General features: G+C 47.9%; 11 protein-coding genes. 9 read left to right on the top strand and 2 right to left on the bottom strand.

The genetic code is table 11. The features are described from left to right. Positions 1-21 precede the first annotated feature (21 nt). The 7 genes from OXH18_RS12445 (at position 22) to OXH18_RS12415 (ending at position 10,425) form a co-directional block, all read left to right on the top strand. The gene (locus OXH18_RS12445) at positions 22-1,140 is read left to right on the top strand and encodes a glycosyltransferase family 4 protein (protein ID WP_268613099.1); all 1,119 of its coding nucleotides are present in this window, start codon (positions 22-24) and stop codon (positions 1,138-1,140) included. A gap of 226 nt (positions 1,141-1,366) precedes the next feature. Beyond that, the gene (locus OXH18_RS12440; RefSeq protein ID WP_268613098.1) at positions 1,367-2,080 is read left to right on the top strand and encodes a sulfotransferase domain-containing protein; all 714 of its coding nucleotides are present in this window, start codon (positions 1,367-1,369) and stop codon (positions 2,078-2,080) included. A gap of 89 nt (positions 2,081-2,169) precedes the next feature. Continuing rightward, positions 2,170-3,396, top strand: coding sequence for a glycosyltransferase family 4 protein (locus OXH18_RS12435; protein WP_315874716.1), 1,227 nt, complete (start codon positions 2,170-2,172; stop codon positions 3,394-3,396). Between the two features lie 193 nt (positions 3,397-3,589). Further along, positions 3,590-4,555 carry a glycosyltransferase family 4 protein gene (locus OXH18_RS12430; RefSeq protein ID WP_268613096.1) on the top strand — a complete coding sequence of 322 codons (966 nt, stop codon included), beginning with the start codon at positions 3,590-3,592 and terminating at the stop codon, positions 4,553-4,555. A gap of 53 nt (positions 4,556-4,608) precedes the next feature. Further along, entirely contained in the window at positions 4,609-5,799 is a 1,191-nt protein-coding gene (locus OXH18_RS12425) for a glycosyltransferase family 4 protein (RefSeq protein WP_268613095.1), read from the top strand. 37 nt (positions 5,800-5,836) lie between these two features. Further along, positions 5,837-7,255 (top strand): hypothetical protein, encoded by a 1,419-nt coding sequence (locus OXH18_RS12420; RefSeq protein WP_268613094.1) that lies wholly within the window; start codon positions 5,837-5,839, stop codon positions 7,253-7,255. Positions 7,256-7,605: 350 nt separating this feature from the next. Continuing rightward, positions 7,606-10,425 (top strand): sensor histidine kinase, encoded by a 2,820-nt coding sequence (locus OXH18_RS12415; RefSeq protein WP_268613093.1) that lies wholly within the window; start codon positions 7,606-7,608, stop codon positions 10,423-10,425. Positions 10,426-10,635: 210 nt separating this feature from the next. Here OXH18_RS12415 and mrdA read toward each other — a convergent pair whose 3' ends face one another. Then, positions 10,636-12,420 carry a penicillin-binding protein 2 gene (mrdA, locus tag OXH18_RS12410; protein WP_268613092.1) on the bottom strand — a complete coding sequence of 595 codons (1,785 nt, stop codon included), beginning with the start codon at positions 12,418-12,420 and terminating at the stop codon, positions 10,636-10,638. A gap of 629 nt (positions 12,421-13,049) precedes the next feature. Here mrdA and OXH18_RS12405 point away from each other — a divergent pair. Beyond that, positions 13,050-13,373: an STAS domain-containing protein gene (locus OXH18_RS12405; protein ID WP_315874715.1), complete on the top strand. Its 324-nt coding sequence runs from the start codon at positions 13,050-13,052 to the stop codon at positions 13,371-13,373. A gap of 27 nt (positions 13,374-13,400) precedes the next feature. On the opposite strand, the gene OXH18_RS12400 is transcribed toward OXH18_RS12405, so the two are convergent. Further along, complete coding sequence (locus OXH18_RS12400) at positions 13,401-14,549, bottom strand: PP2C family protein-serine/threonine phosphatase (RefSeq protein ID WP_268613090.1); 1,149 nt, start codon at positions 14,547-14,549, stop codon at positions 13,401-13,403. 337 nt (positions 14,550-14,886) lie between these two features. On the opposite strand from OXH18_RS12400, the gene OXH18_RS12395 reads away from it, so the two are divergent. Further along, positions 14,887-15,318 carry an ATP-binding protein gene (locus OXH18_RS12395; RefSeq protein ID WP_268613089.1) on the top strand — a complete coding sequence of 144 codons (432 nt, stop codon included), beginning with the start codon at positions 14,887-14,889 and terminating at the stop codon, positions 15,316-15,318. Positions 15,319-15,361 lie beyond the last annotated feature (43 nt).

The raw sequence follows: 15,361 nt of genomic DNA, 5'->3' as shown, positions 1-15,361 counted from the left end.
GCTACGAGCCGCTTATCAATCATGCGTGTTGCCATTATCCGTCGAACCCGAACCGAATCATTCAGCATGGATGTCTATGCCGATGGCATTGTCAGTGGATTGAAGGCGGCTCGTCCCAATTGGGAAATTGTGGAACTAGCCCCTCAACGCTTTACTGGCACCATTAAATTTGTTAATCAGGTACAACGATACTACGAGCGCTATTGGCACTTTCCTCGGGTACTTATGCAGCAGCCAGTGGATGTGTTTCACATCATTGACCACAGCGACGGACATCTTGCCTATTGGCTGCAAAAACAGAGGCAACCGACGATCGTTACCTGTCATGACATTATCAACCTGACCCAACCAGAAACGTATAAGGGACGAGCACAGTATCCCTGGCTCAGTATGTCCATTTGGAAATACGCGATTTGGGGAATGCACAAAGCCAGTCATGTTGTTTCGGTTTCGTCCTATACAGCTGATGAGGTCGTGCAATGGTTAGGTCTCGATCGATCGCGAATTACGGTGATTCCCAATGCAGTAGACGAGAAATTTCGGGTGCTGCCAACCGACGAGATCAGGGCATTCCGCCAGCAGCAGGGTATAGCAGCGGACACTTTCTGCCTATTGAATGTGGGATCGAATCACATTCGCAAAAATGTTTCTACGATTTTAGAGGTTGTGGCGCTGCTCAAAAGTCGAGGACTGCCTATTCACTTTTGGAAGGCAGGCACCGACTTTAATACCGAACAACAGCAGTTTATTCAAGCTCATCAACTTCAAGACTGTGTTTCGTATGTGGGGGAACCGGACGATCGCGCTTTGGTGCAGTTATATAATGCAGCCGATGTGCTGGTGGCTCCGTCTCTTTCGGAGGGGTTTGGTTTGACCGTGCTAGAAGCGATGGCTTGCGGCACTCCGGTAATTGCATCGAATGTTACCTCATTGCCCGAAGTCGTCGGCGAGGCCGGATATCTAGTCCACCCTACCGATGTGGAGTCGATCGCTAAGGCGGTTTACCAACTACAAACCGATTTGTCCTGTTGTAATTGTCTCAAGGAGAAAGGAATAGAAAGAGCAAAGCAATTTACTTGGAGGAAAACAGGAGAACGAATTGCCGAAGTCTACGAAACGCTTCTAGAACAAGGCCATTAGATTAGAACCCAATTGGACAGCTTGTTAGTTTGCATCTGAAGTAGGAGGCTCGAATCTGTTGAGTTATCAAGCATATGACATTGCACGTCTGCACATGCGAGACCTCGTTTTCTTGACGAGATACCTCAAAGAAAGGATGCGTCAACCAACTTCTTCTAAATCCTTGGTAATCTGCAATTCTTATCCAAAGAGTGGCACTCATTTACTCTATCAGATTCTTTATTCTATGCCAGGGCTTGTCAAATGGAATGATATCGTTTCCGTTCAAGCTCTGTGTGGAATTATGAACACCCCTGCTCATATTCGCTGGAAGATTGGTTCTGCTCCTAATCATGCCATTGTTCGATCGCACTTAATGCATTGCAATGTAATTCTTAACATTCTCAAAGAGTTCGATTCCAAGATCCTATTTATTTATCGGGATTTGCGCGATGTTGCTGTATCCCACGCACGCTGGGTGATGAAGGAAGAACGAATTTTCCTACACAAGGTTTATAAACAGCAAAAGGATTTTGATGATCATCTCATGAGTTCTATTTTGGGTGTTCCTGTGGGTTCACCTTTTGGTTCCAATGTCTCTCAACCGGATATTGGTCAGGACTTTGCTCGCTGGAAGGGGTGGATTTATGAGCCAACAGCGCTAGCCGTCAAATTTGAGGATTTGGTTGGTGAGCGGGGAGAAAGCAGCGAGGAAATTCGCCTGCAAACGATTGAAAAAATTGCGAATTTTTTGGAGTTGAACTTAACGCCACAGCAAATTGACAAGCGGTTCTCGTCACACATGATGAATCCAGCAGAATCTCATACCTTTGTCAAAGGAGGACAGGGACGCAGAGGCGGTTGGAGAGCGAAGTTTAATCCGCAACACAAAGAAGCCTTTAAGCGCGTTGCTGGGGATGTACTAATTGAACTTGGTTATGAACAAGATATGAACTGGTGACGTTATCCAACTCCGATTTTCAGCCGATCGCGTTCCACTATTTGTTCTTTTTGTTCTTTCAAATCCTCTCTCACCTGAGTACACTAGCGATGAAAATTTTGATCTCTGCTTATTCTTGTGAACCGGGTCGAGGTTCTGAGCCTGGAGTCGGTTGGAACGTCGCCCGCGAGGTAGCCAAATACCATGACGTTTGGGTTTTGACCCGACCCGACGAAAGCAGGCGGGCGATCGAAGCCGAACTAGCGCAAAACCCTGTCCCCAATCTTCACTTTGTTTACTTCACCTTACCTTTCTGGCAAGACAGTATGCGCTTGGGGCAGTCAGGCGCAATGCAAATTCACTACTATCTGTGGCAAATTCAAGCCTATTTTGTGGCGCAACGGCTACACCGGGAAATTGGCTTTGACTTAATTCACCACGTCACCTTTGTGAAGTATTCAACTCCCTGCTTCTTATCATTGTTGCCTGTGCCGTTGGTTTGGGGCCCGGTTGGTGGTGGAGAAACAGCCCCCAAAACCTTCTGGAAGGATTTTAGCCTACGTGCCAAGGTCTATGAAACGGCGCGTGCACTTACCCGTGGCATCGGAGAACTTGATCCGTTTACGCGACTGACAGTTAAACGCAGTACCGTCATTCGGGCCACAACCGAAGACACTGCGCAACGGCTTTATCGAATGGGAGCTAACGAGGTAGAAATTTTCACCGAATCTGGGCTACCAGCTGAAGAAGTGGCTCGTTTGTCGCAATGTCAGCAGCCGGAGGCTGCTCCAATACGATTTATTAGCATGGGACGATTGTTGCATTGGAAAGGATTCCACTTGGGAATTCGCGCCTTTGCAGGTGCAAAATTGCCTGATGCTGAATATTGGATTTGTGGAGAAGGCCCAGAGCGCGATCGGCTTCAGGCACTAGCCCAGGAGCTAGGCATTGCGCATCAGGTAACGTTTTGGGGCAGGCTACCCCGCGAACAAACCCTGGAAAAGCTATCCCAATCTCATGTGTTGGTGCATCCCAGTCTACACGATTCGGGCGGTTGGGTCTGTTTAGAAGCAATGGCCGCTGGACGCCCTGTGATTTGCCTGAACTTAGGTGGTCCGGGGGTGCAAGTCACCAAAGAAACTGGCTTTAAGGTTGCGGCCCAGTCTCCGGAACAAGCCGTCACCGATATGGCCGCCGCAATGGTGCAGTTAGCAACTGATTCGGATTTGCGATCGAATATGGGGCAAGCAGGAAAAATGCTGGTTCAAGCACAGCATAGTTGGCAGGCTAGGGGCAAGGAATTGTCTCAGCTTTATGCCAGCTTGGTGCAATCCTAAAACCGCCCGATCAGGTTCAAGAGAGTTTGCAGCATTCACGATACCGTCTCAAACATAGCTCATTAAAAGGCTATGCGCTCAATCAGTTCAAAAATACCGTGTGTACCTTCTATCATGAATAACTTCTATGAATCACAAACTCCTTCTAGTCACCTTTCCAATTGATTTCGGCAGTACAACCCTTGAAACCCGATTGATTCAAGTATTTGATAAACAAATTGATCTAAAAGTATATCGCTTCCTCATTCGGCGCGATCAACATTCAAAAAGTCAGGATCTTTTACGAAGACGGATTCTGAAGTCCTACGAACTGTGGAGAGAAGTACGAAAAGCTCAATCAGAAGGTCGAAAAATTCTGTTTCAGGGGATCAGTCCTGCCCTCTTTGCCTATCCGGTCGTCAAACCAAATAGTAGTTTTATTGTCACCGATTGGACACGAAAGCTTTATGAACCTATTTGGAATTTTCTGCCTTCTCCACCATGGCTAACCTGGATACACAAAAAAGTTTTAAATAAACAGAAAAGCATCATCGGGTTAACAGACGCTGTGGTAGAGGAAATTGCGAAAGACTATAGCGTTCCAAAAAATAAACTTCGAAAGGGAAGATTACCATTTTCTTTTGATTTGGATATTTTTGAACCCAGCCCCGATCGCCAAGATCAACAGATACGAATTCTCTTTGTCGGTGGAGACATGTACCGGAAGGGAGGAGATGTGCTGCTGCAATGGTTTCTAGAGCAAAATAATCCTAATTTACACTTAACATTGGTGACTAAAACGCTAGCGGTCGATCATCCAAAAGTTGACATTAAGACCGATATTAATTTTGGACAATCTGCCCATCGCCAACTATTCAAAAGTCATGATATTTTCGTGTTACCTACAAAGTGTGATGCCTATCCGATCGTCCTAGGTGAAGCAGCTTGTGCGGGGCTAGCAATTCTAACGACAAAGAATGCACTTGGTGCGCCGGAGGTAATCCGAAATGGAGTGAATGGTTATATCTCTAATTCACAAACTGAGCTTTTACAGCAATTAAGTGAGTTGGTTCAAAACAAACCGCTAATTGAATCCATGAAACGCAACAGTCGGCAATTCATGGAACAAGAATTTTCCTCTCAATTAGTCACTGACGAGTTTATTCAATACATTTTCTAATTCACCGTTCTATTCATATCATTCAAGCCTAAAAGCAAAAAAGGCAGAGACCGATGCATGTTCTTGCAGTTCACAATGAATACAAAATTCGCGGCGGCGAAGACGAATGTTATGAAGCAGAAGTAGCGCTGCTTCGTGAAAGGGGACACAAGGTTGAAGTCTATGAAGAGACCAACGATCGCCTGGCTCACTTCGGCAGAGTTCAACTGGCAGCTAAAACCGTTTGGTCACAGGACGCCTACCAAGCTGTTCGGCGGACATTAGCCGCCGCATCCTTTGATGTCATGCATGTACAGAATTTCTTTCCGCTGATTTCTCCATCAATCTACTATGCCGCTAAGGCGGAAGGCGTGCCGATCGTACAAACGCTGCATAATTATCGACTGCTGTGCCCCAATGCCTTGTTTTTTCGGGGAGGGCAGGTGTGTGAAGATTGTTTGGGAAAAGTTATTCCATATCCAGGTGTGCAGCACGGTTGCTATCGAGAGAACAAGGTGGCATCGGCTGGTGTAGCCACATTGCTGACCGTACATCGGTTCATGCGAACCTGGACGAAAACGGTTGATCTTTATGTAGCGTTGACGGAGTTTGCTCGACAGAAATTTATTGAAGGGGGATTGCCGGCTGAAAAAATTGTCGTTAAGCCTCACTTTATTCACCCTGATCCAGGTTTAGGACAGGGCAGCGGCGGCTATGCGCTGTATGTAGGTCGGCTTTCGGTCGAAAAGGGCCTAGACACATTACTGGACGCATGGACCCTGTTGGGCGATCGAATACCGCTCAAGATTGTCGGAGATGGACCGCTGTCCGATCGCGTGATTGAAGCAACACAGCGCTTACCAAAGGTGGAATGGTTGGGACGTAAACCTCTGGCAGAGGTTTATAGGTTGATGGGCGAGGCAACTTGTCTGATCTTTCCCTCTAAATGGTATGAAACCTTTGGGCGGGTTGCCGTCGAAGCCTTTGCCAAAGGAACCCCCGTTATTGCCGCTAATATTGGAGCGATCGCAGAGTTAGTGGATAACGGGCGCACTGGGTTACATTTTTGCCCTGGTGATCCGGATGATCTCAGCAAGCAGGTGAAATGGTTGTTAGAGAATCCAGCAACCTTGGCCCACATGCGCCAAGCAGCGCGAGCCGAGTTTGAGGCAAAATACACAGTCGAGAGAAACTACCAGGAACTAATTAACATTTACACGATCGCTCATAAGCGACAAACAATATCGCCAGGTAGACCAATTTGAGAGAAACTTCTGAGATTAGTCAACAGAACAATCAATAATGGTAGAAACACAAGCTAGCAAACGGGAAAGGGGACAAATTGCAAACTCGATTTTGCTATTAATTGCGTTTGCGACAGCGTTCTTCCCTCGCATTCTTGAGTCTATGGGGGTTCCCTCCATTATTAATTTTTTGCACTTTGGTGTCGTTCCCATTGCATCTGGCATTGTTCTCCTACAAACCCGTGTTCGAGATAAAAAACAAATTGCTAGTGTCCAGGCACTAATTGCCAGTTTGGTGTTTTTCTTCGCCATCATGTTGGCTAGCGCTCTCTTAAATAATGCAGGATTCATCAATGTTGCGATGAATTTTCTCTTGCTAGCAGAAGCGTATGTGTTCCTGGCCGCGATTGTGAGTATTGCGCCTTCTCCTAAAAGTTTAGATCGATTCAAAAACTGGATTTTGGGATTCATCGCTCTTCATGTAGGACTGGCATTCGCCCAAGACTATCTCATTGGAATAGGACAATTGTCACGCGGTGACTTAACCGATGAAGACGGTGTTCAAGGCGTTTTCTTTCTCTCTAATGGTGGGCACGTGGTAGGTTCGTTTGTGTCCATGGCATTTGGTTTGTATTACTTTGTCAGCGCTAAATCCGTGCCAATATGGATTCGCGTAGCTGTGTTTGCTGCTACGTTTTGGCAAATGCTTCTAGCTGATGCGAAACAGGTATTGATGGTTTTCTTAGGAGCATGGGTTCTTTTGATCTTGTCACGAGTTAAAGATCCCTTAAAAACCCTGCAATATGTCATTCTAGCTGCGCTCGTTTTCTATGCGATTTTCTGGTTTATCTTTAATGTCGATCATCCGATCGCCAGCGCATTTGCAGGGTGGATTCGACCAGAAATCTATACACCCGAAGGAGATGCTACCGTTCTCAAATTAGGTCCCTTCCGAATTCTTCCTACCTTCTACACCTCATCGCTTAACTGGTTTTTGGGTTTGGGCCCAGGGCATACCATTGGGCGGTTGGGTGGCTGGATGATTAGGGACTATGGTTATTTGCTGAATCCGCTAGGCGCAACGTCCCGTCCCTATGGAGATGCGATTTGGAGTACATGGCGAGGACATTACCTAGATTCTAGTTTTTTCTCTCCTCTATGGGGATTTGCTGGAATTTGGGGCGATCTCGGTCTGCTAGGAATTGTGGGCTATTTAGGCATTCTCTACGTTGCTTGGCAGCGATTCTGTTTAGATGATCTATCTCGGTTTATCATCTTAACCATTGTCGTGAACGGTTTCATTTTCACGCAGCTAGAGGAACCTGCATACATGCTATCGATGACAACGTTAATTGGGTTACGCTGGCACGAGCTACACAATCAACAACGATCGCAGTATTACCAACAGATTTTAGATTTCAATTTTCGATCGTTGGCTCAATTTCAAGAGCAGCCAAGCGATCGAGAACAAGTCTAGCCGTAGCCAACTGTTCTAAGCCAAATCAAAATTACTGGGTGAAACAATTGTCCTTGGCAAAATGCTACTCATGAATCGACGGACATATTAGCCTGGCAATCGTTGATCTTGCATCTGAATCTTGCTTTCCAAACCAAACTCATCCTCCACCCCCCGCTCTCGTCAATCGCAGAAGGGGAACCGGATCGGCAGTCCCTCGCCCTGTGGAAGAGGGTTTAGGGTGAGGGTGGGAGATTCCAACCGTTGTCTGGTGAATAGGTAGAGGAAATCTAGAACCTGTGCAAGAGGACTTACCTTTTAGGGGCATTCTAAACCCAGGATTCTGCGGATGATGCAGGAATGGAACTGGCATGGGCTTGCAGCAAGAGCCGTCGAGCTACGAACGACAATTAGTTGCCCTGGGACGCGCTCTTCAGGCATTGCGAGAAGAGGATCAAGCAGATGGATTAATTGCCATCACGCTCAAGTATCTTCAAGCCGAGTTTGCCTATGGTTTAGTGTGGCTGGGGCTATACGATCGCGTTGGACATCGTATTTTTGGCAAAGGCGGTGTGACTCCAACGGGTGATGTCTCGTTCCTGAAGCAGCGCATTTCTCTTAATCCAGGGGATCTGCTCGAACAAGTGGTGATTCAACAGCGACCGATCGGCGTTCCAGATTTGCGCGAAGAACCCAGAGCCGGAGACTGGTGTAAGGCTGCTCAAAAGTTCCATATTCAAGGCACAATCATTTTTCCGATTCGCCACAAGGATCGTTGCTTCGGTGTGGTAATGCTGGGATCAGCCCTATGGGGTACATCACCGCATTCTGAAGAGAAAGTGCGACTATCACTGGTTCTGGGCGGCTTGGCCGAAGCCTTTTACCAACTAGAAATAGAACAGCAGCGCCAGCAAACCAAACGTCCTGCTGAACCGCTGTTAAATTTGTTGACCAAACTGCGATCGTTGCCCACTCTCAAGAAACGACTCGAATCTATCATTGAAGAAACCCATCGCTTCATCCAACCCAATCGCACGAATGTTTACTGGTATGAACCGCAACACCGTTACTTCTGGCGACGGTTGGGCGATCGCGATAAAAGCCAAACTGGGACAAGCCGCACTGTGCCAGAGGTGGGCATTCCTGTGCAGGAAATCAGCGGGTTATACCAAGCACTGATGGCGGATCAGTTAGTATCGATCGGTGAGGCTCATAGTTCCCTGAAAACTGAGATGACTGGGCGCTTGATGCAGCAAATTCAAGCCCGATCGCTGATTGCGGCTCCTATTTTGTTTCAAGGAGAACTACACGGTTTTTTAACGGTTGAAGGATTAGAACCCCGGATTTGGACGGAGGAAGAGAAACATTACCTGCGCGGCGCAGCCCAACTGATTGCCCTCACCACACCGCTGGAGGAAATGGAAGAAACGATTCAGCAAGTTAAGCTGGATCAGTCCCTCACCTCTGAAATTTCCCGCGCGCTCTACAGCGAAGATGATTGGCAAGCCGCCATGAACCGCTGTGCAGATCAGCTTTTTCGCCGGTTGCAAATCAGCCGGTTTTTGGTACTGCTCTACAACAAAAGTCAAAGTACCTTCGAGATTTGCTATCAACGTCAGGGAGCGAACCGTCGCCCACTCTCTTCTCCCTTCGCTCCCCTCAATTCTGTGGATTGGCAAATGTTAGAACAGAGTACTGAGGCGATTGGTATTGAAAATCTGGAAGAAGATCTGAAGCTGATGACATGGCGATCGGACTTTCTCCATGCCAATGTTCGATCGCTGATGGTATGCAGTACGGCGATCGGCAAATCGCCGGAAGGCATCATTATCGCGGCGCAGGACACCCCCCGCAGTTGGAATCGGGTAGAACGTGAACTGCTACAGGTCGTGAGTCAACAACTGGGACTGCTCCTACATCAACTGCATCTACAACGCCAAACTGATCATCTGCACAAAACCTGTCAGGCGATTCAGTGGGGACTAGCGAGGATGCAGCAAATGCACCAGCTTGATAGCTTGGAACGAGCCGCCATGCAGCAGATCGCGCAACTGTTGCAAGCCCCCCTAGCCGCACTCATTACCTGGCAACCGGGTCGTGCCATGGCTAAAATCACGGCTCCAATCATCAGCAACTCATCGTTCAGTATCCTCACGGATATCCCTATTTCGATTTATACTGACTTACTGGTACAGTGGGCTTTACAGTCTGATGGATTGCTGACTGTGCCAATCGAAGAAATCCCCCCCGAAACACGGCAATGGTTGAATAGCCCGGAAATTGGTCAAGTGTTGGTGATGGCGTTGCGTACAGATCCTGAGCATGAAGTCATTGCCATTATATTGATTGGCGATCGCCGCGATCGTGTCTGGACAGAGCATCAACTGACCGCGTTTGGGACCTTAACAAGCCAATTAGCTTGGTGTCGGCGCTATTTGCTACTAACGGAAAAGTTGTTAGCTCGGCGAGAGGATCTGGAACAACTGAATTGGTATAAACAGCGACGAATGGAGGAACTCTATCGGGTTATGGGGATGGGCGTTCGGCGCTTGAATGAATTGAGCCAGCAAAAGGACGGGCTGGTCAGTATGCAGTTCCAGCAGATTTTGCGTCACTTTGGTAGCCTGCTGACAACCCTTACCCCGGTTCTCAAGCATGAGCCGTGGGCGTTTCAGAGTGAGTACGAAACTATGCCGTTGGCCAGTTTGCTAAAACGATCGCTAGAACGAGTCGATACCTTAATCAAACAACGACATCTGTGGTCACAGGTGCACAGTGACGCCAATCTCAGTGTTGGCGGAGATATTCCTAAAATTGAATTGGTGCTGCATGAGCTATTGATGTCCGCGTGTCATCGATCGCCCTCTGGCGGGCGGCTCGACATTTGGTGTCGGCAGGTAGACGCTCGTTGGCTAGAGCTTTCAGTGACAGATGGCGGCGCAATCGAGCAACGCTTGGTAGATGAATTACAGTTGGGACGCTCCAGCGATTGGCTCATGCCTTCCACGCTTGATCAACCACCTGGGCTGCATTTCGTCATCTGTCAGCGGCTCATGCAAACCTTAGGTGGCGAATTTGATCTGTACAAGCTGGAAGACGGACGAGTTCTGAGCCGATTAATGATTCCGATTGCTGCTGGACTGTTACCCGCTGGTAGCCATGACAAGAGTGCGAGCGATCGGTCTCTCTAATGAGATGAGATGGAGCTTTGGCACTTCGATCGGGTAACTTTGATTTAATTTGATTTAAATAAGTATTCACATTTAGATCACCCTATCGCTTGCGGCACCTTCCCTTACTAAGGGGAGGTTGGGAGGGGTCTCGTCATAGCCCTCACTGTTTAAGTACACAGTAAACCGATTTGAGTGAGGTGGCCCCGATTGTATCGTTCATCTAGAAACTCAATTTTTCTTGGCCTGCTGAAAGTACTTTTTATACACCTCATGGGCAACCGGAATTGCCGTCACGCCACCATAACCGCCATTTTCAACGATAACCGCGATCGCAATTTGAGGATCACTCACTGGGCCATAGCCCACATACAAGGCATGGGGCTGTTGTCCAATCACTTCCGAGGTTCCAGTTTTACCCGCGGTCAAGGGAATCGAGCCATCGTTCAACCGCTGTGCGGTTCCTTGCTGCACGGCCGCCACTAAGCCCGATCGAATCGCTTGAATCGTGGCATCCGATAGTCCCGTAGGCTGTTTTTGGGTTGCGGACGTGTTGGTTTGGCTGGCAAGTAAGTGGGGCTGCACCCGATTCCCTCCATTCGCGATCGCTGCTACCATTACCGCCAATTCCAACGGAGAAGCCTGCACCAAGCCCTGTCCAATTGCCGTACTCACGGTGTCGCCGCCATACCAGGGTTCACCATACAGGCTTTCTTTCTGATCAGGCGTCGGAATCATCCCTGAATTTTCGCCCTCTAGCCCCAAGCGAGTTGAACCAATCCCTAGCCGTTTACCCCACTCAGAAATCGTTTCTGGTCCGACCATTAGCCCCGCTTGGTAGAAGAAAGTATTGCTGCTGTAGGCCAAAGCTTCGCGAAAGCCAATCGCACCATAGCCCTGCCTACTATGTTCCCAGAACTGATGATTGCCCAGCGTAATAAAGGCAGAGGTTGACAAAATCGAATCAGGGCCGAGCTTGCCAGACTCGATCGCAGCAGCCGAGGTAACGATCTTGAAGGTACTGCCGGGTGGATAGGTCTGCAAGGCGCGATTGAGAAATGGTTGATCTCCTTGCTGTAGCCGCTGCCAGTCGGTTTCGGAGACGCGACGAGTGAACATATTAGGATTAAACGACGGCGAACTGGCTAGGGTTAAAATGGCTCCGGTGTGGACATTTAACGCAACCACCGCTCCACGTCTGCCATTCAGTGCTTTCTCAGCCGCCTGCTGCATCTCTAAATCAAGGGTCAGTTGTACCGTAGAGCCACTAATTGGGGGTTCAACCCCCAGCAAGCGTACTTCTTGACCTCTGGCATCTACCTCAATCAAACGTTTGCCCCAGTTGCCTTCTAGCTCTGCATTGACCAACCGTTCAATGCCCATTTGCCCGACAATCATGCCAAAGGGATAATCAGGATTGGCTGCCAGATCGGCCGCTGTTGCTTCTCCGATATAACCGATCGCATGGGCCGCTAGGTGATTGTACGGATAGAAGCGGGTTGAACCTGCTAACACTTCCACGCCTGGAAAGTGAACCGCTTGCTCGGCCAAAGCTACAAAGGCATCAGGTGTGATGGTTTGGGCAACAGGCACGGGTAAGGGCGAGTGATAGCCAGTTTGCTCTAGGCGAGCGAGAATCTCTTCAGCAGGAATGCCCAAAATGCGGCTTAATCGAGCCGCCGTCCCCTTCCACTGCTGCGGCGATTGTTGACGCGGCCACAGATAAACCCCACGGGCCAGCTGATTGGAAGCTAGCAATGCTCCGTCCCGATCAATGATGTTGCCTCGATCGGCTGGTAACGGAACCGGACGAATCCGATTTAATTCTGCTTGTTGCTGGTGCTGCTGTCCGTCAATTAATTGGAGTTGGATCAAGCGAAACAAACAGACTCCCATCAAGCTCGTAATTCCTAGCATGATAAACAGCGATCGCCACAGCAGAATGTCGCGATTGGCGGGAGTTTTAACGAGCGAGGTCTGAATTAAGCGTTGCCTAGAAGAAAGTCCACTCGCCATTCGGGTGTCTACTCGCGTCGGGTTACGTGAAGAACAAAAGGCGGAAAAAATCAAAGATTGGGGAAAAGGTACGGAGAAGATGCGTCGATATAGGCGATCGGATAACCCGATTATTCAATACGCAAGGCTTGCGGTTGTAGACGCAGATATTTTTAAGAGTGAGCATATCAACGGTGAACAGTCGCATCTTGCTATTTACAGCCCAAACCGGCCCTCAAGAAGTTTAGAGTTGCTGGTATCTATCGCAGCCATTCCCATGCCGCGAGTGCATTCCAGGTTTGTGTAGCCCTGACTCAACGTTCCTCGCTCTGAAAGAGAGAAACGTTAAGCTAGCTCTGCTCCCGCATCAAGCGCAGGAGTTGGAGATGAGGGTAAATTTGCAAAACTGGAATACATCCCAAGCCACTGCCCCTAAACTGATCATACGAATCTATTTTTGGCTGTCCGTTTAACGGACGACAATTTCAAAATTCCCATTCAGGACAAATTTCATAAGTTTGTTTCAAATCTTTATTAATCAATTTTTAAAAAGCGTTATTGCCTATCGGAATTTGCCAGCGTCTGAGGGTTTAGAAGTTATAGTGTTTAGCGGTACTTCGTCATAAAAGCTACTTAACGCACTTGCAATGATGCTGCTGAACTTTAAAGTCATCGAGCCAAGCGGAATTCTCAACGTTACACAGGCGAGTGAGCTTCGCACTCAAGTAGACGAGCTAGTCTCTACTGGCGTCAAGGAAATTTTGATCGATTTGAAGGATGTTTCGTTTATGGACAGTTCTGGCTTGGCTGGTCTTGTCATTGCGCTCAAGGCGATTCAGTCAGTTGGTGGTCAACTTTGTATCTGTTCTCTCAATGATCAAGTCAGACTGTTGTTTGAATTGACGAATATGATGCAAGTGTTTGACATCTTTGCCGATCGCGAGACGTTTGAACAATCCTTAAATCCAGTGTGATGCCAGTTGGGAGGTCGCCAGCTTCATTTAACTGAAGTTGACTTTCAACAGAGACAGATCGTCATCAAACGTTTCTACCCCACTCGATTGCTGTACCTGCTCTAAGATGGAGTCTAGGTTAGCGCTGGCATTTAGCTGAACAAGCAACTCAACAAACGCATCTAGATTCCATTTAGACGGAGTAGCGAGTTGCCCAGCTTCGTAGATGCCATCGCTAAAGATGTAAAGCGTACTGTTAGGTGGAATCGTTTGGCGATCGCTGTTGTAGGACACTTCAGGCAAGATTCCAATGGGAACACTGGGGGTGGCTAACCGATGCACCGCTGGCGATCCGGTCTCGGTTGGTGCAATTAAGATGGCAGGTGGATGGCCGGCGCTGGCATAGGTTAATTGCCGTTTGGCTTGGTTATATACGCCATACCAAATGGTGAAATACTTCTGGTTCTGAAGGTTCATCTGGAAGGCCTCATTCAGCCCATGCAGTACGTCATGCGGCTGATAGAAATTAACGGCTGGCAATACGTGCGATCGCAATAAATTCAGCACCAAGCTGGAGGGCAACGCCGATCCCAATCCATGCCCAGATACATCTAAGAGGTAGATGGCCAAATAATCGGGATCAAGCCAGAAATAGTCAAAGCAATCGCCGCCTAATTGCCGACAAGGAATAAAGCGCGCGTCAATATTGACAGTACCCAGCAGCGGTGGTGGCAATAGCGATCGAACGTAGGTAGCCGCTTCCGCCAATTCTGCTTCGAGCAGTTGTTTCTGAGTCTGCAAATCTTGACTGAGTTGGTGTAGGCGCAGGGCAGCCCGTACCCTGGCCTGCAATTCACTGATTTCGACAGGCTTTGACAAAAAATCATCTGCCCCAGTGTTTAAGCCAGTGACCCGATCGGATACTTCACCCCGAGATGTTAGTAAAATAAAATACGTTGTAGCTAAGGCAGGATTAGCTCGTACCCGGCGACATACTTCTAACCCATCTAACACCGGCATAATCCAATCACAGATAATCAGGGCTGGTTGAATTTGTGTTGCTAAATCAATACCTTGCTGCCCGTCGCTCGCTAGAATGACATCATATCCTTGCTTTTGTAGAATTTTTTGAATTACTAATCGAATTCCAGGGTCATCATCAATTACTAAAATTTTGGCTGTTAACGCACTTTCCATTGATGGCTCGTGATTGGCTTAACCCGTGTTTTATATCTATTTTTTAAAATTGCCCTGCTCGATCGAGCGATAGCTCTATCAGTTGGTGCTAGTTTGTAGCGCTCGGGCTTGAAAGACAACAGTCGATTTAAAAGCTCAGTTGTCTTAAGGAGAAGATGAGGGTAGGGGTGTATTTGTTATGTGACCGTATGCGTGATTGTAGCTTCGTTCATGCGAACCCTGAGAACCGCTACCTAACAACCTAACTGATTTTAGGTCTTGCTGAATAACTGGTTTCCATATCTGAAAAAAACAGCCATCCCAATCAGTTACTCTACTAACGTTACCTCCCGTGCGGATGAACTCAACAACGCCTGTATACCAGGAAAGCATTCAGTTTAACACCGATCTCAACTCCGTCGCTGATGTTTTGGATTGGTTTAAGCAATTTGACCAGGTTCCGTTGCCCCATACTGTTTGGCTTGAATGTCAAATTGCCCTAGCAGAAGGGTTTACCAATGCGGTTCGTCATGCCCATGCCAGCAAAGCCCCCGAAACCCCGATCGAGGTCGAGATTTTCATAACCGATCAGTCCATTGAATTAAAAATCTGGGATTCTGGCTCTGGGTTTAATATTGCTGAATCTTTGCGAAATCCTCACATGGATCAAACCGCCGAACATGGACGCGGCATCAAAATCATTGGTAAAATCGCTGATCAAGTCAGCTACACTCGCATTAACCAGCGCAATTGTCTAATAATTACCAAGCACTACACATCCGGCAAATAAGCTGAATTGGATGGCTGCCAAATCAACGTATGAAGCAAGCCGA

Origin of the sequence: Thermocoleostomius sinensis A174, from assembly GCF_026802175.1 — a bacterium.
Lineage (GTDB): Bacteria > Cyanobacteriota > Cyanobacteriia > Elainellales > Elainellaceae > Thermocoleostomius > Thermocoleostomius sinensis.
The sequence above is the reverse complement of the archived record's forward strand: the minus strand, read 5'-3'. Positions and strand labels throughout refer to the sequence as shown.